We start from the raw sequence: 17,232 nt of genomic DNA on the forward strand, positions 1-17,232 counted from the left end.
AATGCTCAGATACTGCCTCTGATTCGATTTGATCTTTCCTGCTCTGATAACCCAAGAGATCAAGGACTTGGGATACGAAGCTGGAAGTGCCATGGCATGATGCCGTGGCTGGTCCGGCAGGGGGGTTGTGCCCTTACTCCCAGGTCGGTGGATGCATAGATAAGGCACCTTGAATCGAGAGTGGATGGCATGAAGATTTACGTAGGTAATCTGTCGTACCGGATGACGGCCGACGAACTGACAACCGTGTTCAGCCAATTTGGGCAGGTAGACAAGGTCGATATCATCATCGACCGCGATACCGGTCAGTCCAAGGGGTTTGGTTTCATTGAAATGCCGGTCAATGGTGAGGCCGAGAAGGCCATCGCCGAGTTGCACGGCACCGAGGTCGGCGGCCGCACCATCACGGTCAATCAGGCCAAACCGAAGACGGATGCACCCCGTGGTCGCCCCCAGCGCCATCGTTGAATCGTCTCGATAACGGAAAACGGCATGGAATCCTCCATGCCGTTTTTGTTTTCAGGGTCTGGTGCAGACTCAGGGAACGTCATAACCCAGAGCGGCCTTGCGGATGCGGAACCACTGCTGGCGAGTGAGCTCAATGGACTCGGCTGCCACGGCGGCGGCGATCCGCTCCCGTTTGCCGGAGCCGATGAGGGGCAGCGGCTGACTCGGTAGCATCATCACCCAGGCGTAGACCACCTGCTCCAGACAGTCGGCGCCCACCTCCTGGCGGATCTGCTCGAGTTCCGCCCGCAGCGGGGCATATTCGGGGGCATGGAACAGCCGCCCGCCGCCAAGGCAGGACCAGGCCATGGGCTTGATGCGCTGTTGCTGGCATTGATCCAGGGCACCATCCAGCGTCCCCTCCTGATGGAGCGGGGAGATCTCCAGCTGGTTGGTGACCAGGGGGAAGGGCAGGCGGGATTGCAGCAGGGCGAACTGGTGGGGCGTGAAGTTGGAGACCCCAGCGTGCTTTATCTTGCCTGCCTGCTTGAGGGTGATGAAGGCGTCGGCCACCTCGTCGGCGTTCATCAAGGGGTCGGGGCGATGGATCAGCAACAGATCCAGATGATCGGTGCCGAGCTTTTGCAAGGAGGCTTCGGCACTGGCGACGATGTGTCCCTTGCCGGTGTTGTAGTGATTCAGGGCGTGGGCCGGATTGGCGGTGAGGGCGATGCCGCACTTGCTGACGATCTCCATGCGATCGCGCAGGGAGGGCTCCAGGCGCAGGGCATGGCCGAAGGCCTCCTCGCACTGGTAGCCGCCGTAGATGTCGGCGTGATCGATGGTGGTGACCCCGAGATCAAGGTGATATTTCATCAGGTCCAGCAGGGCGGCGGGGGAGAGCTGCCACTCCATCAGGCGCCAGTAGCCCATGATGAGGCGGGAGAAGGTGGGGCCTTGCTCATGCAGGGCCAGACGGGATACGGACATGGTGACTCCTCTGGAGATAAAAATGCGAAAAGAAAGGGGCAAAATCATGTGCCAGCATCTTGGTCTCTTCCGGCGGACAAGGCAATAATGCCCCCTTCGCGAATTCGAACTATGGTTCTGACTCCGACGGGTCAAGATCCCGGTGTCAGTGAGAGGAGAAGGGTGATGGAAGGATTTGCCGCCAGGCTGCAAAGCCTGATCGGGGAGGGGAGTGTGAGCGCTTTTGCCCGCAAGGTGGGGTTGAGTGAAGCCCTGATCCGCAAGTATCTGAAAGGGGCCGAGCCCGGCCTTGGCAAGGCGAACCAGATTGCCATGGGGGCCAACTGCTCGCTGGAGTGGCTCGCCACCGGTTGCGGGTATCTCTATCGTCAGGCCGAGGTGGTGGACAGGGACGCGCTGGCGGCGGCGGGGGCGCTGGTGCAGGAGACCCGTCCGGGAAAGCCCATGCCGGACGAGGAGCAACTGGTGACCCTGCTCGCCTATTACCAGTTCCTGCGCAGCCACAAGCAGGCGGACGGTTTTCTGGACCTGGCCCGGGCGCGGGAGTTTGGGCGCCATCTGGCCGAGGCCTGAGTCTGACGGGTGCTCCCGGCAGTCCGCCATTCTTCTGATACCCTCTAAGCAGTGATCAAATCCAAGGACACGCAGATGAGCTATCTGATCCTGGGCAGTGGCGGGTTGGGCAGTGCGCTGGCACGGGAGCTGGCCAGACGGGGCGAAGAGTGGTTGCTGGCGGGCAGGCAACTGCCCAGGGGGCTGGATCCCGCCTGCTACTTTCCGCTGCAGGAGGTGGACCCGCTCTCCTTCGAGGCCCTCTTCACCCTCTATGACAGCACCACCCTGCCGACGGTGGTGATCAACACCATAGGCCTGCTTCATGATCTTGCCCACATGCCGGAGCGGCGGGTGGAGGAGGTGACCCCCCAATGGCTCGAAGAGAGTCTGCTGGCCAATGCCTGGCCCCACCTGGCCCTTGGTGCCAACCTCAGCCGGCGCATGATGCCCCAGAGCACGCTTTGGCTCTGCACCCTCTCGGATCGGGCGGGATGCCTGGAGGAGGGGGGCCAGGAGGCCATGTGCCACTACAGCTACCGCATGAGCAAGGCCGCCCTCAACATGGGATCCCGGATCCTGGCGGGTGAGTGGGCCGGACGTTTTCCCGGCGCCGGTGTCATCACCGTGCATCCCGGCCTCATGAATACCCCCATGCAGCAACCTTTTCTTCAGGAGATGGATCCCACCTTGCTGCAGGACCCCGCCGAGGTCGCCGTCCGCCTGCTGGATCTGATGGCCACACTGACGCCGGCGCACTCGGGCCGTTTCGTGGATCTGCAGGGTCAGTGGCTGCCCTGGTGAGCCGCCGGGCTCACATTCCCGCTTGCCGTTTCTTGCCAGCCGGGTGTCGGCTGGTTAATGTCATCGTCCTGCATCAGGAGGATGACATGCGCTATATCGATTTACGAAGTGATACCGTGACCCAACCCACGGAAGCCATGCGCCAGAGCATGCTGCATGCCGAGGTGGGAGACGATGTCTATGGGGAAGATCCCAGCATCAATGCGCTGGAGCGCCGCGGCGCCGAACTGCTTGGCAAGGAGGCGGCCCTGTTCGTGCCCTCCGGCACCATGTCCAACCTGCTGGCCATGATGAGTCACTGCCAGCGTGGGGAAGGAGCCGTGCTGGGGGCAGCCTCCCACATCTATCGCTACGAGGCCCAGGGCTCTGCCGTGCTGGGCTCGGTAGCCCTGCAATCCGTCCCCATGCAGGCGGACGGCACCCTGGCCATCGAGGATGTGCGGGGGGCCATCGCTCCCGATGATCCCCATTTCGTCCAGACGCGCCTCGTCTGCCTGGAAAATACCCATAACGGCAAGGTGCTGCCATTGACCTACCTGCGCGCCATGCGCGAATTCGTCGACGAGAAGGGGCTGAAGCTTCACCTGGACGGGGCTCGCCTCTTCAATGCGGTGGTGGCGAGCGGGGAACCGGTGGCCGCCATCGCGGCGCCTTTTGACAGCATCTCCGTCTGCCTCTCCAAGGGACTGGGAGCACCGGTGGGTTCCCTGCTGGTGGGATCGGCTGCGTTCATCGCCCGCGCCAGACGGCTGCGCAAGATGCTGGGGGGCGGCATGCGCCAGGGAGGGATCCTGGCCCAGGCCGCCCTGTTCGCGCTGGATCAGCACGTTGCCCGGCTGGCGGATGATCATCGCCGCGCCAGGCGTCTGGCAGAGGGGCTGGCCGCGTTGCCAGGCATCACACTCAACATGGGTGAGGTGCAGACCAACATGGTATTCCTGCGCCTGACTCAGGGGGATCCTACCACCTTGCTGGGTTTCATGAAGGAGCGCGGTATTCTCTTCTCCGGCTACGGGGAGCTCAGGTTGGTGACCCACCTGCAGATCACCGACGATGACATCGACGAGGTGATCGACGCCTTCACCGAGTACCTGAGTGGCTGACGCCATTCCCTATCGCAACAACAAGGGCGCCATCGGGCGCCCTTGTTGTCATGGCAGGGTCGGTCATCCCTGGCGCTGGCCGGTGAGCAGCATGGCCTCGTCGGTGGCGTCATAGATCATGATGGCCAGGTGGGTGACCTCTCCGGCGAAGTCGGCCAGCGGCACCAGGGTCAGGTTCTGGTACATGTAGGGGGCCGATCCCGTGATGGGGCGGTAGTTGGAGAAGCGCAACAGGTAGGGGCGCTGCTCCCAGGTGCTGAAGGCACGGTTGTTGAGTTTGAACACCATGTTGGCCTTGCGCTCGAACCAGGCCTTGTCCACATCGGGGAAGAGCGAGAACAGCCCTTGATCGCGCACCTCGCCTGCCAGCCGGCCGCTGTGACTCTCCATGAAGCCGTTCCACACCTGGATCCGGTACTCCCTGTCGAGCACGACCAGCCCCACGTCCAGATTCTGGACGATGTTCATCAGCCAATGAAATTCCCGAATGTCCATGGTCACTCCTGGTGGTTGCTGCCGCGGGGCGGTCACAGCATGTGCATGATCTTGTTGTTCATGGTAGCGATGGCATCTTCGGTAAACAGCAGCAAGAGATCGCACTGCACCGCATAGCCCTGCACCCGATAGTTGATCTCGATGGCCAGAGTGCGGCGCCAGCGGCTCTGGTTGGTCCGAATGAGATCCTGAATGGGCCTGTGCTGGCCCAGCACCACGGGGTGACCCTGGCTAAAAGGGGTGTCGAGCTGGTTGGCGTAGCCGCGCAGGAAGGCGCCGATCAGCACGTTGGCGGTGTCCATCAGCAGTTCCAGCTCGGCGCCGTGATCCAGCTCCCCCTGATGGTTCATCAGGCGGGCCAGGTCCTGGAAGCTGGCATCGTGGAACAGCAGCAGGGCCTCCCCGGCGATCCCGGCCCCGATGAAGCCCTGGCAGACCGCAGAGAGCGTCTCCGACTCGGCGGCGGCCGAGAGCGCCATGTGCAGCTCGGAGACCTCCAGCACGTTGACGTTGGGGATGGGGAGCAGCACGAAGGCGCCGAGCAGGCGGGCCAGAAGATCCGCCCCCTGGCCCATGGCGACGTTGGCCAGCTCCTGATAGACATCCCGCAGCTCGGGGGTGAACTGGATGCTGCTCTGGGCAGCCTGGTGGCTGGCGACGGGCTGGTGCTGGATGGCCGTCACCTGGGTGGCTGATTGCCACAGACCGTGGCGCTTGAGTAAGGCAAGGAGGGTGTCCGGGGAAGCCGGCTTCTTGATGAAATCGAGGGCGCCAAGAGCCATGACACGCTCATGGGCTTCCGGCTGGATGTCGCCGGAGACCACGATCACCTTGCTGCGCACCCCCTCTCGCTTGAGGGTCTCGAGCACGCCATAACCGTCCATCTCCGGCATGGTGAGATCGAGAAAGATCAGGTCCCCGTGCCCCATCAGGATCTGCTCGACCCCTTCCAGTCCGTCCGCGGCCTGGTGCAAGGTGACACCCCAATCGGCGGGCAGGGCGCGCACCAGCTGTTTGCGCGCGAACCCGGAGTCATCACATATCAATACATTCATAGTGTTAGCCGACCTGTGCAACGAGGATTGCGCTAAGTGTGGGTCATCAGCCGTCAGATGCAACGGGCAGCGGCTGCGCCGGTGAAAATTGATCGTTCTGCTGGCGGGTACGATAGCGCTCGGAGTGCTTCTCGACGAAATCGGCGAACATCTTAACACGCAACGGGGTGAACCGGGGCTGACAATGGAGCATGTAGAAGGGACGTTTTCCTGACTGCCAGTCAGGCAGGACGGGGACGAGCTGACCATCTTGCAGGAAGGGGTGCACATAGTGCTGCGGGGCGTTGACGATGCCGAGGTGGCGCTGGGCTGCCCGTACGGCGGCCTGGGTCTGGTCGATGCAAAGGCGGGGAGTGCGCTTGATGCAGATCGCCTGTTTGTCCCGCCCGCTCAGTTGCCAGTGCTGGTGGGGCCAGCAGTAGATGAGATCGTGCTCTTCCAGCTGGGTCGGGTGGGAGGGCACACCCATCTTCTCCAGATAGAGGGGGGAGGCGAACAGACCGTACTGGATGTGACCCAGACAGAGGGCGTTGGGCAGGGTCTGGGGGAGCTCGCCGTTGAAAAAGACCAGGTCCCTGTCCTGATCCGCCTGGAGGGCATGGTCGTTGGACTGGCGGATGTCGAATTGTACCCCGGGATAGCGCAGGCCGAAGTCCACCAGCATGTCGACCAGGATGGTGTTGGAGAGGGCGATGGGGGCCGCGAGGCGGATGAGGCCGCTGATGTCCGTCTCCTCACCCCGAATTTCGCCGGTGGCCTGCTCTATTTCCGCAAGGGGGGTACAGAGGCGCTCGTAATAGCGCAGCCCTTCGTCCGTGAGACGCAGCTTGCGGGTGGATCTGTGCAGCAGGCTGCATCCGAGCTGCTCTTCCAGTTGGGAGATACGTCGACTGATGGTGCCGGTCGGCATGCCCAGCGCAGCGGCGGCGTGGGAGAAACCGCCCTCTTGCACCACCTTGACGAACAGATAGAACTCTTCGATGTACTTCATAAGCGGTTTTAGGGGGTGTTCTGGCTGTAACAAGCCAGTGACCTTATGAAGAGTCACCGGGCTTGGCAAGCGCAATCCGGCGTTTAATTGATCTGGATTAGATTCGACTCGCGCTGGTATTGCTGGAGCAGATGGACGAAATCTTCCGGGGATCTGTCCAGGCTGTTGTCGGGCACCAGCAGATCGTACCCCAACAGATCACGCAGCCGTGCCATCCGGTTGCCGAGCATGGCGATCACCCCCTCATAGCGCTGGCCGGAGGGTGAGCAGAAGCGGCTCTCCTCCAGCAGTCCCTCTCCCAGGAGCCCACTGCCGCACCCTCCGGTCGGGCAGTCGGAGCGCTCGCTTCGCATGGCCTGCATCAGCACGGCGCGCTGCTCGGTCAGCAGACGGACGGCGAGCCGGGGTGTGATCAGCGTCAAAAAAGCGTCGTAATCCTTTATTTTCAAGCCGATGTAGGGCAGCTCCACCAGATCCCACCCCAAATGGATACGTGGTTGGTCAATTCGCTGAATATTTCTCCATTTCAGGATCCAGCCGCCGTACTTGTGATGGTATTGCAGGCAGTCCTGACACAAAGAGAGACTAAAATGAGGCTCACCCAGTTTCCAAACCCCGACAAGAATTGTCATCAGGCCCGCCAAGAGGAGGGAAATGGCGGGGATTAGTAGTTGTTCACGAAGAAAAAAAAGTATAAAAATCATAGCAATGGTTATCACCATGCCCAACAATACCAGTGTGAGTCCATTTCTTCGTACCATGGGGATCACATGTAGCGTTTTCATATGATTTCGGCCTTTTTTCATCCGTTTGTTATCCGATTATGGGCCGGAACGGATTTTGTACCAGCGTGAATACTCCTGTCAGGGGGCGCAAGCGACTGGTTCGACCATGAGCTTTCAGCATGAATCATCACTCAACATGAATACGCTAGACGAACGCCTGCTCACCGTGATGGATGTCCTCCACACGCCTGTCTGGGTCTATGACATCCAGCGTCATCATATTTACTGGGCCAACGATGCTGCCCTCGGGCTCTGGGAGGCGAGCTCCCTGGCCGAGCTGAAGTCCCGGGATTTCTCCGCCGACATGGCCGCCGCCATCGATCTGCTGCTGCAGCGCTATCTCGGTGATTTCCAGCAGGAGCGCAGTTACAACGAGTGGTGGACCCTCTCGCCCAAGGGGGTCAAGAAGCAGGTCTATCTGCGTCTTTCCGGGATCCAGCTTGCCGGAAGGCAGATGATGATGGCGGAAGCGGTCATCGATGCCGACACCCTCTATCAGGAGTCCTCCCTCGCCACCGGCGACACCCTGGCCTGTCTCTTTGACAACGAGGGGCGCCTCGAGAGCGGCAACCATCACTTCGACATGTGCTTTGGCACCGGCATTCTGACGCTGCCCCAGATCTTCTCCGGTGCGGACGAGGCCTTCTATCGTCGCCTCTCCCGTCTGGACGAAGTAGTGGCCGAAGGGGAGTGCCGCACCCAGAAGGGGATGCGCTGGTTCCAGTACCAGTTTCGCCATATCCAGCAGGGGGCACGGATCCTGCTGACCATGCGGGACATCACGGATCGCAAGCTCGAAGAGCTGGAGCATCGCCACCTGGCCTGGCACGACTCCCTCACCGGGCTGCTCAACCGCTACGGCCTGATGAAATCCCTGGAAGCCTATTGCGGCCTCGGGGGGCGCTTTGCCCTGGTGTTCATGGATCTGGACAACTTCAAGCTGGTCAATGACAACTACGGCCACAAGGCAGGGGATCGCCTGCTGGAGCGGGTCGCCGGACGGCTCAAGCAGATCTGCCCGCGGGACGTGGAGCTGGCGCGCCTTGGCGGGGACGAGTTCACCGCCCTGGTGCCCCTCAACCAGGCGAGCGATCGGGCCCAGGAGGTGGCGGATCTCATGCTCTCCCAGATGAGCAAGCCACTGCAGCTGAGCGGTGTCCCCGAGGTCACCATCGGCGGCAGCATCGGCATCGCCATCTACCCGGACGACGCCGATGATGGCGACAACCTCATCACCCGTGCCGACATGGCCATGTATCAGGCCAAGCAGATGGGGCGGCTTCGCTGGCAACGCTTCACCCCCAGCATGCAGCAGAGCCTGCATCGCAAGCTGACCCTGAAGCAGTTCCTGGCCAAGGCCGTCGGTCGGGGAGAGCTCAGCCTGCGCTATCAGCCCCAGGTGGATGTGGCGCAAGGTCGGGTCATCGGTTTCGAGGCCCTGGTACGCTGGTACAATCCCGTGCTCGGCCATGTGTCGCCGGCGGAGTTCATTCCGCTGGCCGAAGAGATGGGGCTCATCCGGGAAATCGGAAGCTGGGTGCTTTCCACCGCATTGGCCCAGATGGGGGAGTGGCAGCGACAGGACGGGGTGAGGGTGCCGGTGTCAGTCAATCTCTCGGGCTTCCAGCTCTCTGCCAGTTTGCCGGAGCTGGTGGCCCAACTGCTCGAGGTATTCTCGGTGGAGGCGGCGCTGCTGACCCTGGAGCTGACCGAGACGGTGCTGATGCTCGACATGAAGGGGTGCATCGAGATCCTCGACGCCCTGAGCGAGCAGGGGATCAAGATCGCCATCGACGACTTCGGGACGGGCTACTCCTCCCTGGCCTACCTCAACCGGTTGCCCATCGACACCATCAAGCTGGACCGCTCCTTCGTGGTGGGACTCAACCTGCCGGTGATCCGGGCGACGGTGGCCATGGCCACCAGTCTGGGGCTCGGGATCCTGGCGGAAGGGGTGGAGGAGGAGCACGAGCTCGCGGCCCTGCAGACCCAGGGTTGCCATGTCTTCCAGGGGTTCCTGTTCAGCCGTCCCATGACCCCGGAAGAGGTGGCGGCGGCGGGGTTTGCTGTACAGTGCCGACTGGGTCGCTACCCCCTCGCAAACCATTGAGCAAGTTGTCGATAAATGTGCGGCATCTCCCATTTATGAAGTGCGAGATGCCAAATTAAACATAATTAATCGAATTTTTGTCTCATATCATGGGATCCATTAGACGTTATCGCTAGTATGCGCGCTCATTCCTTGGTAATGGAGTATCACCATAATGAGTCAAGCTGCAGTGAACGAGCGTCCGGCCCCTCCCAACGGCTGGTTGAACCGCTTTCTGAACGGGGTGGAGAAGGCGGGCAACAAGCTGCCGGATCCCGCCATGCTCTTCCTCTATGCCTTGCTGATCGTCTGGGTCGGCTCTTGGATAGGCTCCCAGTTCTCCTTCGATCTGGTCAATCCCCGCACCGGAGAGGCCGTGGTCATCAACAACCTGTTGACCGGGGCAGGGCTGGCGGACTTTCTCGCCAGCATGGTCACCACGTTCACCGGGTTTGCTCCCCTTGGCATCGTGCTGGTGGCCATGCTGGGGGTCGGGGTGGCTGAACAGTCCGGTTTCATCAACACCGGGCTCAAGAAGCTGCTCAAGGTGACGCCGGCGCGCTTTCTGACCCCCATGCTGATCCTGGTGGCCATCGTCAGCCATACCGCCGCCGATGCGGGCTATGTGCTGGTGATCCCCATTGGCGGCATCATCTTCCATGCGGCGGGTCGCCACCCGCTGGCGGGGATTGCCGCAGCCTTTGCCGGGGTTTCCGGCGGGTTTGCCGCCAACTTCCTGCCCTCCGGCGGGGATGCGCTGCTTCAGGGTTTCACCCAGTCTGCAGCCCAGTTGTTCGACCCTGACTACATGGTCAACACCCTGTGCAATATCATCTTCACCGGCGCTTCTTCCTTGCTGATCATCTGCGTGGGCTGGTTTGTCACCGAGAAGATTGTCGAGCCGCGCCTCAAGCAGGTGCCTCTCAACGAGGATCTGGAGAGCGCCGACGAGATGGGCCGTTACAGCGCCCAGGAAAGCCGGGCCTTCAACTGGGCCGGGTTCGCCATGCTGGCGGCCGTGGTGCTGCTGGGGCTGGCGCTGGCCCCCGGCGACTCGCCGATGCGGGCACCGGACGGTTCCCTCACCACCTTCGCCGCGCCGGTGATGAAGTCCATCGTGCCCCTCATTTTCCTGCTCTTCATCCTGCCCGGGATCGTCTATGGCTTTGTCGCCGGCAGCTTCAAGAGCGGCAAGGATGTGATCGACGCCATGTCGGCCACCATGAACAAGATGGGCTCCTACATGGTGATGGCCTTCTTCTGCGCCCTCTTCATCAAGGCGTTCGGGGATTCCAACCTCGGTACCCTGCTGGCGCTCTCCGGTGCCGAGGTGCTTCACGCCCTGGCGCTGCCGGGAGAGGTGACCATCGTCGGCATCATACTGCTGACGGCCACCGTCAACCTGGTGGTGGGCTCGGCCTCCGCCAAGTGGGCCCTCATCAGCCCCATCCTGGTGCCCATGCTGATGGCGGTGGGGATCTCGCCCGAGCTGACTCAGGCCGCGTATCGGGTGGGGGATTCCGCCTCCAACATCATCACCCCGCTGATGGTCTTCTTCCCCCTGGTGGTGGTTTATTGCCAGCAGTATGTGAAGAGCACAGGCATCGGCACCCTGGTCTCCATGATGCTGCCTTACTCCCTGGCCTTCCTGGTGAGCTGGACGGGCTTCCTGCTGCTCTACTGGGCGCTGGGGTTCCCGCTTGGGTTGCAGGCCCCCTATGTCTATCCTGCCCCTTGAGGGTGACGGGGGGCCTTGGGCCCCCCGCTTTTTTTGGGTAGAGTGTGACCTTCATCCCGGAGGTACCATGAACCCGACCATCGATCTCATTCTTTCCCATCGCTCCATTCGCCAGTTCACCCCAGAGCCCGTCAGCGCAGAGCAGCTGGATCAGATCCTGAGCGCCGCCCAGAGCGCCGCGAGCTCCAGCTTCCTCCAGGCCAACAGCATCATCCGGGTCACCGACAAGGGGCTGCGGGCCACCCTGGCGGAGCTGGCCGGTCATCAGGCCTATGTGGTTGAGGCGGCGGAGTTTCTGGTGTTTTGCGCCGACTACCATCGTCACAGCCAGATAGTGCCGGAGGCCCGCACCGGCTTTGTGGAGCAGCTCATGATCGGGGCCATCGACGGCGCCCTGATGGCGCAAAATGCCTTGCTGGCGGCCCAGTCACTTGGGTTGGGCGGGGTCTATATCGGCGGCATTCGCAACAATCCGGCCGAGGTGAGCGAGGTGCTGGGTCTGCCCCATCAGGTGATCCCGCTGTTTGGCCTCTGCCTGGGTCATCCCGCCCAGCGGCCGGAGCAAAAACCGCGGCTGCCCCGGGCGCTGGTGGTGCACGAGAACCGCTATCCTGCCACCCTGGACCGCGCCCTGCTGACCCGGTATGACGGGCAGATCCACGACTACTACCAGGCCCGCAGCAGCAACAACAAGGATCAGACCTGGAGCGGGCAGATCAGGGGGATCCTGGGCAAGGAGGCGAGGCCCTTCATGCTGGGATTCCTGCAGTCGAAGGGTTTTTGCCTCAAGTAATGGGGGCGGCGGGCGATATGGAGCATGACGCACCGGATGCGGTCACCGCCTGCAAGCGTTCTTGTGAGGCAATACGGGATCTGGGCGCTACCCTATGAGGCTAAGCTGTTGTAGGATCTCGCAATTGGATTGGGACTGGAGTGTGAACACCCTATGATTTTAACCCTGATATTGCTGTCAATCGGCGCACTCCTGTTTCTGGTCATCGCCTATAACGTGGTGCAGCAATACAAGCAGAAGGCCGAATCGGACAAGCGCCAGGCCATTGCCCGTCACAAGGCGGTGGCAGACGAGACCGAAGAGGTGTTGCTGAACGTCAACCTGGTGCCCTTTTCCAAAAACATGGTGCTGCTGTTGCAACATCGCATCCTGGATGCCTACCGCGCCATCGCGCTGGTGATGCCCAATGCGCAGGTCAAGCAGCGCATCGCCGACGTCCAGCTCCAGATCAAGAACGTGCAGGAGAACTACAGCAGCCAGGACGAGGGGCATTTCAAGACGCCGGAGTCCGACCGCCAGGCCATCCAGATGCTGCAACTGGCCAAGAAGATGCGGGCCGTGCTGCGGGTCGAGCACAACAAGGGCAAGATAGATCCCCAGGGCTTTGCCCAGGAGGATCGCCGCCTCGAGCTGATGCAGCTCAAGATCAACATCGCCAACCTGCTCAAGCGGGCCATGGATGCCCAGATCCAGGGGCAGTACGGCACCTGCCGGCAGCTCTACACCAAGGGGCTGGGGGCGCTGGCCAATGTCACCGACAAGGATCCCTACCTGCTGGCGCGGGAAGAGGACATGCGTCAGGGGATGCGCCAGCTGGAAGAACACCTGCAGCAGCACAGCGAGAAGGAGCTGCAAAACATCAAGGACAAAGAGACGGACGAACTGGACGTCCTGTTCCAACCCAAGAAGAAATGGTGATCATGTCACATCCCCTGGATTCCACACTGGGGCCCATGGCCCCATTTGTTTGCCAACTGCTCACGGAAATGCATGCCGTCATGGGAGTCAATGACTCCCCCGTGGTGGATCACCTCTGCTACCGCGCCGCCACCCTGCCGGAATATCTGGAGTTGAAAGCGGTGCTGGCCGCCCACGGAGTCTTGCTGGTGGAGGGGATGATAGGCGGTCGTCCCATCGCCACCTATCGCTTGCACCAGCCCGTCTGCTGGGAGCAGGTGACCGTCCCCTGCATCGAACTGGCCGCCCCCAAGGCGGGTCGAAGCCATCAGGCCGGGCTCGAACATATCGAGCTGGTGGTGCCCTCGCTCACGACCTTGGTGACGACGCATCCGGATGTCCCCTTCAAGACCGGCAACATCGATGACGGACGCAATCCGGATATAGGATTGATGCTGCCCTCCGGGCAGATCAAGTTTCATCTGCGCCCGCTTGAGGAGGTGATCGACGAAGAGCTCTGCACCGGCGCCGTGGTGCCGGTACCGGCGGACTATTATGACGGTCTGTGAGGGAAGGGCCCGTTGACGGGAGCCTGACCCTGTGGCGTCAACGCACAAGCGGGCGCCACACGTCCTTTCAAGTGACCGAGCCAGAGGCTCAACCCGGCGGTGATCATCAACACCAGCTCGATGCCGAGCACCAGACCCCATAGCCCCCCTTGCTCCCAGAAGGGATGCAGATAAAGCCCGCCCAGACTGGCCCCCAGGTAATACCCCACCAGATAGAGCGACGAGGCGAGCGCCCGGTTGTGCTCCACGTGCTGGCCGACCCAGGCGCTGGCACAGGCGTGGGCGAGGAAGAAGCCGAAGCTCGAGACAAGCAATCCCCCGATGATGGCGACAAGGCTCCCCTGCAACAGGGCCAGGCTGCCGAGTGCCATCAAGGTTATTCCCGCCAGCAGCAGACGTTGTGCTCCCCAGCGATGGGCCCCGCGGCCGCTCAGTGAAGAGGCGACGGTGCCGGTGAGGTAGGTCAGAAACAGCATGCCGAGCCACTGGGTCGGCAGGGAGAAGGGGGCCTTGGCCAGCAGGAAGGTGAGATAGCTGTACTGGTTCAGGAAGACCATGAAGTTGAGGCCGCCGATGAGATAGGCCCCCACCAGCAAGGGGTTGCCAAGGTGGCTCTGGATGGCGCGGCGCAGTTGCCCAGGCGCTGCCTCCACGGCCACGAAGCAGCGCTGGGCGGGCAGCAGCCAGATAACCAGTGGCAGCAGGGCGAGGCTGATGATCCCGATGCCGAGGAAGGTGTGCTGCCAGTCACCAAACCAGCCAGCCAGCAGACCGCCGACCACCCGGCCCGCGATGCCTCCCAGGGAGTTGGCCGCGATATAGACGCCGACGGCTACGATGAGGGCACGTTTGTTGAACTCTTCCCCCATGTAGGCAATGGCGGTGGCGGGGAGACCTGCCAGCAGGACGCCTTGCAGGATGCGCAGGCTCACCAGCACATCAAAGTGGGTGACCCAGGGGATGCACAGGGAGAGCAGGATGGCGGCCGCCAGGGTCCACAGCATGATCCGCCGCCGTCCGAACCGATCAGCCAGACGGGCACAGACGAGCAGGGAGCCTGCAAGCCCTGCGGTGCAGCCTGCCAGCGTCCAGCTGGCGGACAGGGCGCTGACGGAGAAGACCTCTGCCAGGAGCGGCAGCAGGGGATGGGTCTGGTAGAGGTTGAGGAATACCAGGAAGGAGCCCAGGCTGAGGGCCAGGGTGGCGCGTATCCATTCGCGACTGCCTACTTCGATCATATGGAGTTGTCCCGACGACTTTTGTGCAGGGTAGTGCGACGAAACGTATAAATATAATATATTTAAGTTATCACCCTGATAAATGAAATTGATATGGATCTGAAACAGCTCGGATACCTGCTGGCGGTGCGCGATGCCGGCTCCTTCACCAGGGCGGCCCAGGGGCTGAACGTGGCCCAGCCTGCCGTCAGCATGGCCATCGCCAAGCTGGAGCAGCAGCTCGATCTGCGGCTGTTTGACCGGCAGGACCGCAGCGTGCGCCTCACCCCGGAGGGAGAGGTCCTCTGTCGCCACGCCGAACGGCTGCTGCGCCAGATGCACCAGGCCGAGGCCGAGATGGCCGAGCTCAAGGGGCTGGAGCGGGGGGAGGTGCGCATCGGCATCCCCTACATGATGGGCTCCTATTACTTCCCGCCAATCCTGATGGCGTTCAAGCATCGCTACCCCGGCTTGAAGATCCGGGTGGAGGAGGCGGGCACCCGGGAGCTGCTCAGCCGCATGGTGGATGGCAGTCTGGATCTCGCCATTCTCATCACCAGCGATCTGCCACCGGCCCTCGAGGGGGCGCAACTGCTGCGGGAAGAGATGCTGATGGTGGTGGGGGAGGAGCACCCCCTGCGCGGCGCTGAGTCGGTCTCGTTGCCACAGTTCTTCGGCCAGGAGCTCGCCATGTTCCGGCGAGGCTTCTACCACAGGGAACACATGGAGGTGTTGGCGCAGGGGTTGGGGGTAGAGCCTGACATCGCGTTCGAAAGCAATCTCATCCCGCTGCTCAAGGCGGTGGTGCGTCAGGGATTCGCCGTGACCACCTTCCTGCGCATGGCGCTGGAAGAGGAGCCGGCCCTCACCGGCATCCCTTTTTCACCCCCTATCTTCCTGGATCTCTGCGTAGCCTGGCGACGGGGGGATCCGCTCTCCATGGCGAACCGGGCATTGCGGGATTTTTTGCTGGCACAAGGGGATGTTTCTCACCATTGCGCTACAGATACTCAATGATTGAGTGGTATCACCAATAAAAACGCCTCCAATCTGGAGGCGTATGCTGACAAGGTGGATGCAACCTTATTTCTTGAACAGGTGATCCAGCTTGTTTGCCTTGGTGGAGAGATAAAACTCGTTGTGGGGATTGCGACCTTCCTGAAGGGGCACGCGCTCCGCCACCGGGATGCCAAAGGATTCCATCGCCTTCAACTTGCGCGGGTTGTTGGTCATCAGGCGCAGGGACTTGACCTCGAGCGCCTTGAGCATGTCGGCGCAGATGGTGTAGTCACGCATGTCGGCGGCAAAGCCAAGCGCCACGTTGGCCTCCACGGTATCGGCCCCCTGATCCTGCAGATGATAGGCCCGGATCTTGTTGAGCAAGCCGATGCCTCGCCCTTCTTGACGGACATACAGCAGGACGCCGCGGCCCGCCTTGGCGATGTTTTCCAGAGCGGCCTGCAATTGGAAGCCGCAGTCACAACGCAGACTGAACAGGGCATCCCCGGTCAGACACTCGGAATGAATGCGTCCCAGCACGGGTTCGCCGTCTGCGATATCGCCCATCACCAGCGCGGCATGATCCTTGCCTGTGCCGGTTTCCTGAAAACCAACCAGCGTGAAAGTGCCCCAGGGGGTCGGCAACTTGGATTTGGCCACGAGGGTAACGCTGCTCATATGGTTGCTCCTGACTACAGCTGCTTAAAAAAGGGCGGCCAGTTTAGCGCGCATTGTCCGGAACAACCATAAGAACAAAACCTTGCGTGAGAAGTGGGTTAACCCGATTGGTCAGAATAGGTGCAATCACGACGACTTTTGCGCAATTGTGTGCCCTGACAACTGCCAGAGACGGCGCATTCGGGTATAATCGGCGCCCATTAACCCATCCCGACAGGGATGTGTGCAACCAGTCAAGATGCCGAGTGCGCAGGAGAAACGTTATGGCTCAGATGGCCCCCGTGATGACTATTGATGGCCCAAGTGGAGCAGGAAAAGGCACCTTGTGCCAGTTGCTGGCTGAAAAACTGGGCTGGCACCTGCTCGATTCCGGTGCCATCTACCGGGTGCTCTCCCTGGCAGCCCTGCATCACGATGTGGAGCTCGATTCCGAAGCCGCATTGGTTCCCCTGGCCGCCAATCTGGATGTGCAATTCCAGGTAGAAGGGGCGCTGGTCAAGGTGATCCTCGAAGGGGAGGATGTTTCCCGTACCATTCGTACTGAAGAAGTGGGCAACGCGGCCAGCAAAATCGCGGCGTTTCCCCGGGTACGTGAAGCCCTGCTGCGCCGTCAGCGTGCATTCCGCCAAGCCCCCGGTCTCATCGCCGACGGTCGCGACATGGGTACAGTGGTTTTCCCCGAGGCGGATGTGAAGATTTTCCTCGACGCCAGCGCCGAGGAGCGGGCCCAGCGCCGCTATAAGCAGTTGCAAGATAAGGGCTTTGATGTTAACTTTGAGCGTCTTTTAACCGAGATTCGGGAACGTGACGATCGCGACAGAAATCGCGCCGTCGCTCCCCTGAAACCCGCGGAAGATGCTCTTGTTGTAGACTCAACGTCCATGACCATAGATGAAGTGCTGGCAACGGTGCTTGCCTATGCAGAGCAACAACTTGGTGATGTCAGCGCAAACTGATGTCAGTCGTCTGCACCAAGGATGGCGCAGATAATTTAAAACAACCCCGCTTGTGCCGGATTGCAAGTGGATGT

The 17,232-nt window shown here is 61.5% G+C and carries 18 protein-coding genes; 11 read left to right on the forward strand and 7 right to left on the reverse strand.

The features are described from left to right. Positions 1–189 precede the first annotated feature (189 nt). On the forward strand, positions 190–468 hold the full coding sequence (locus AB5Y47_RS02340; RefSeq protein ID WP_029314670.1) for an RNA-binding protein: 279 nt from the start codon (positions 190–192) through the stop codon (positions 466–468). A gap of 69 nt (positions 469–537) precedes the next feature. Here the strand turns inward: AB5Y47_RS02340 and AB5Y47_RS02345 are convergent, their stop codons facing one another. Further along, complete coding sequence (locus AB5Y47_RS02345) at positions 538–1,437, reverse strand: aldo/keto reductase family oxidoreductase (protein ID WP_010675018.1); 900 nt, start codon at positions 1,435–1,437, stop codon at positions 538–540. 165 nt (positions 1,438–1,602) lie between these two features. Between AB5Y47_RS02345 and AB5Y47_RS02350 the strand changes: the two genes are divergently transcribed. From AB5Y47_RS02350 to ltaE, 3 genes are all read left to right on the forward strand, one after another. Then, on the forward strand, positions 1,603–2,010 hold the full coding sequence (locus AB5Y47_RS02350) for a transcriptional regulator (RefSeq protein ID WP_039038703.1): 408 nt from the start codon (positions 1,603–1,605) through the stop codon (positions 2,008–2,010). A gap of 75 nt (positions 2,011–2,085) precedes the next feature. After that, positions 2,086–2,793 (forward strand): short-chain dehydrogenase, encoded by a 708-nt coding sequence (locus AB5Y47_RS02355; RefSeq protein WP_368219743.1) that lies wholly within the window; start codon positions 2,086–2,088, stop codon positions 2,791–2,793. A gap of 86 nt (positions 2,794–2,879) precedes the next feature. Then, positions 2,880–3,896 carry a low-specificity L-threonine aldolase gene (ltaE, locus tag AB5Y47_RS02360; RefSeq protein WP_319860042.1) on the forward strand — a complete coding sequence of 339 codons (1,017 nt, stop codon included), beginning with the start codon at positions 2,880–2,882 and terminating at the stop codon, positions 3,894–3,896. A 63-nt stretch (positions 3,897–3,959) separates the two neighbouring features. Here ltaE and AB5Y47_RS02365 read toward each other — a convergent pair whose 3' ends face one another. The 4 genes from AB5Y47_RS02365 to AB5Y47_RS02380 all read right to left on the reverse strand — a co-directional run bounded on the left by AB5Y47_RS02365 (position 3,960) and on the right by AB5Y47_RS02380 (position 7,243). Then, positions 3,960–4,391 (reverse strand): PAS domain-containing protein, encoded by a 432-nt coding sequence (locus tag AB5Y47_RS02365; protein WP_069651378.1) that lies wholly within the window; start codon positions 4,389–4,391, stop codon positions 3,960–3,962. Positions 4,392–4,423: 32 nt separating this feature from the next. Next, the gene (locus AB5Y47_RS02370) at positions 4,424–5,446 is read right to left on the reverse strand and encodes a response regulator (protein WP_368219744.1); all 1,023 of its coding nucleotides are present in this window, start codon (positions 5,444–5,446) and stop codon (positions 4,424–4,426) included. 46 nt (positions 5,447–5,492) lie between these two features. Beyond that, complete coding sequence (locus AB5Y47_RS02375; RefSeq protein WP_319907911.1) at positions 5,493–6,437, reverse strand: LysR family transcriptional regulator; 945 nt, start codon at positions 6,435–6,437, stop codon at positions 5,493–5,495. Between the two features lie 83 nt (positions 6,438–6,520). Further along, positions 6,521–7,243: a DUF2982 domain-containing protein gene (locus AB5Y47_RS02380; RefSeq protein ID WP_275058586.1), complete on the reverse strand. Its 723-nt coding sequence runs from the start codon at positions 7,241–7,243 to the stop codon at positions 6,521–6,523. Between the two features lie 148 nt (positions 7,244–7,391). On the opposite strand from AB5Y47_RS02380, the gene AB5Y47_RS02385 reads away from it, so the two are divergent. The 5 genes from AB5Y47_RS02385 to AB5Y47_RS02405 all read left to right on the forward strand — a co-directional run bounded on the left by AB5Y47_RS02385 (position 7,392) and on the right by AB5Y47_RS02405 (position 13,308). Beyond that, positions 7,392–9,332, forward strand: coding sequence for a bifunctional diguanylate cyclase/phosphodiesterase (locus AB5Y47_RS02385; RefSeq protein ID WP_029314665.1), 1,941 nt, complete (start codon positions 7,392–7,394; stop codon positions 9,330–9,332). Between the two features lie 154 nt (positions 9,333–9,486). Next, positions 9,487–11,049, forward strand: coding sequence for an AbgT family transporter (locus AB5Y47_RS02390; protein ID WP_010675009.1), 1,563 nt, complete (start codon positions 9,487–9,489; stop codon positions 11,047–11,049). 67 nt (positions 11,050–11,116) lie between these two features. Further along, entirely contained in the window at positions 11,117–11,842 is a 726-nt protein-coding gene (gene nfsA, locus AB5Y47_RS02395; RefSeq protein WP_368219746.1) for an oxygen-insensitive NADPH nitroreductase, read from the forward strand. 153 nt (positions 11,843–11,995) lie between these two features. Next, on the forward strand, positions 11,996–12,760 hold the full coding sequence (locus AB5Y47_RS02400) for a hypothetical protein (protein ID WP_010675007.1): 765 nt from the start codon (positions 11,996–11,998) through the stop codon (positions 12,758–12,760). Continuing rightward, positions 12,754–13,308: a VOC family protein gene (locus AB5Y47_RS02405; RefSeq protein WP_368219748.1), complete on the forward strand. Its 555-nt coding sequence runs from the start codon at positions 12,754–12,756 to the stop codon at positions 13,306–13,308. Before AB5Y47_RS02400 ends, AB5Y47_RS02405 begins: the two co-directional genes overlap by 7 nt. Here the strand turns inward: AB5Y47_RS02405 and AB5Y47_RS02410 are convergent. Then, positions 13,293–14,546: an MFS transporter gene (locus AB5Y47_RS02410; RefSeq protein ID WP_368219750.1), complete on the reverse strand. Its 1,254-nt coding sequence runs from the start codon at positions 14,544–14,546 to the stop codon at positions 13,293–13,295. The genes AB5Y47_RS02405 and AB5Y47_RS02410 overlap by 16 nt on opposite strands. A gap of 93 nt (positions 14,547–14,639) precedes the next feature. Between AB5Y47_RS02410 and AB5Y47_RS02415 the strand changes: the two genes are divergently transcribed. Continuing rightward, positions 14,640–15,542: a LysR family transcriptional regulator gene (locus AB5Y47_RS02415; protein ID WP_010675004.1), complete on the forward strand. Its 903-nt coding sequence runs from the start codon at positions 14,640–14,642 to the stop codon at positions 15,540–15,542. 66 nt (positions 15,543–15,608) lie between these two features. Here the strand turns inward: AB5Y47_RS02415 and ribA are convergent, their stop codons facing one another. Next, complete coding sequence (gene ribA / locus AB5Y47_RS02420) at positions 15,609–16,202, reverse strand: GTP cyclohydrolase II (RefSeq protein ID WP_010675003.1); 594 nt, start codon at positions 16,200–16,202, stop codon at positions 15,609–15,611. A 263-nt stretch (positions 16,203–16,465) separates the two neighbouring features. On the opposite strand from ribA, the gene cmk reads away from it, so the two are divergent. Then, positions 16,466–17,158: a (d)CMP kinase gene (cmk, locus tag AB5Y47_RS02425; RefSeq protein WP_010675002.1), complete on the forward strand. Its 693-nt coding sequence runs from the start codon at positions 16,466–16,468 to the stop codon at positions 17,156–17,158. Positions 17,159–17,232: the final 74 nt, after the last annotated feature.

The sequence above is a fragment of the Aeromonas sp. R7-2 genome (assembly GCF_040908105.1).
GTDB classification, from domain to species: Bacteria; Pseudomonadota; Gammaproteobacteria; order Enterobacterales; family Aeromonadaceae; genus Aeromonas; species Aeromonas caviae.

Coding starts and splice junctions, on each gene's coding strand:
- AB5Y47_RS02380 (WP_275058586.1), bottom strand. CDS start 7,243: ATGAAAAAAGGCCGAAATCATATGAAAACGCTACATGTGATCCCCATG.
- ribA (WP_010675003.1), bottom strand. CDS start 16,202: ATGAGCAGCGTTACCCTCGTGGCCAAATCCAAGTTGCCGACCCCCTGG.
- AB5Y47_RS02415 (WP_010675004.1), top strand. CDS start 14,640: ATGGATCTGAAACAGCTCGGATACCTGCTGGCGGTGCGCGATGCCGGC.
- AB5Y47_RS02385 (WP_029314665.1), top strand. CDS start 7,392: ATGGATGTCCTCCACACGCCTGTCTGGGTCTATGACATCCAGCGTCAT.
- AB5Y47_RS02340 (WP_029314670.1), top strand. CDS start 190: ATGAAGATTTACGTAGGTAATCTGTCGTACCGGATGACGGCCGACGAA.
- AB5Y47_RS02355 (WP_368219743.1), top strand. CDS start 2,086: ATGAGCTATCTGATCCTGGGCAGTGGCGGGTTGGGCAGTGCGCTGGCA.
- AB5Y47_RS02350 (WP_039038703.1), top strand. CDS start 1,603: ATGGAAGGATTTGCCGCCAGGCTGCAAAGCCTGATCGGGGAGGGGAGT.
- AB5Y47_RS02345 (WP_010675018.1), bottom strand. CDS start 1,437: ATGTCCGTATCCCGTCTGGCCCTGCATGAGCAAGGCCCCACCTTCTCC.
- AB5Y47_RS02375 (WP_319907911.1), bottom strand. CDS start 6,437: ATGAAGTACATCGAAGAGTTCTATCTGTTCGTCAAGGTGGTGCAAGAG.
- AB5Y47_RS02370 (WP_368219744.1), bottom strand. CDS start 5,446: ATGAATGTATTGATATGTGATGACTCCGGGTTCGCGCGCAAACAGCTG.
- AB5Y47_RS02400 (WP_010675007.1), top strand. CDS start 11,996: ATGATTTTAACCCTGATATTGCTGTCAATCGGCGCACTCCTGTTTCTG.
- AB5Y47_RS02365 (WP_069651378.1), bottom strand. CDS start 4,391: ATGGACATTCGGGAATTTCATTGGCTGATGAACATCGTCCAGAATCTG.
- AB5Y47_RS02405 (WP_368219748.1), top strand. CDS start 12,754: ATGGTGATCATGTCACATCCCCTGGATTCCACACTGGGGCCCATGGCC.
- AB5Y47_RS02410 (WP_368219750.1), bottom strand. CDS start 14,546: ATGATCGAAGTAGGCAGTCGCGAATGGATACGCGCCACCCTGGCCCTC.
- nfsA (WP_368219746.1), top strand. CDS start 11,117: ATGAACCCGACCATCGATCTCATTCTTTCCCATCGCTCCATTCGCCAG.
- ltaE (WP_319860042.1), top strand. CDS start 2,880: ATGCGCTATATCGATTTACGAAGTGATACCGTGACCCAACCCACGGAA.
- cmk (WP_010675002.1), top strand. CDS start 16,466: ATGGCTCAGATGGCCCCCGTGATGACTATTGATGGCCCAAGTGGAGCA.
- AB5Y47_RS02390 (WP_010675009.1), top strand. CDS start 9,487: ATGAGTCAAGCTGCAGTGAACGAGCGTCCGGCCCCTCCCAACGGCTGG.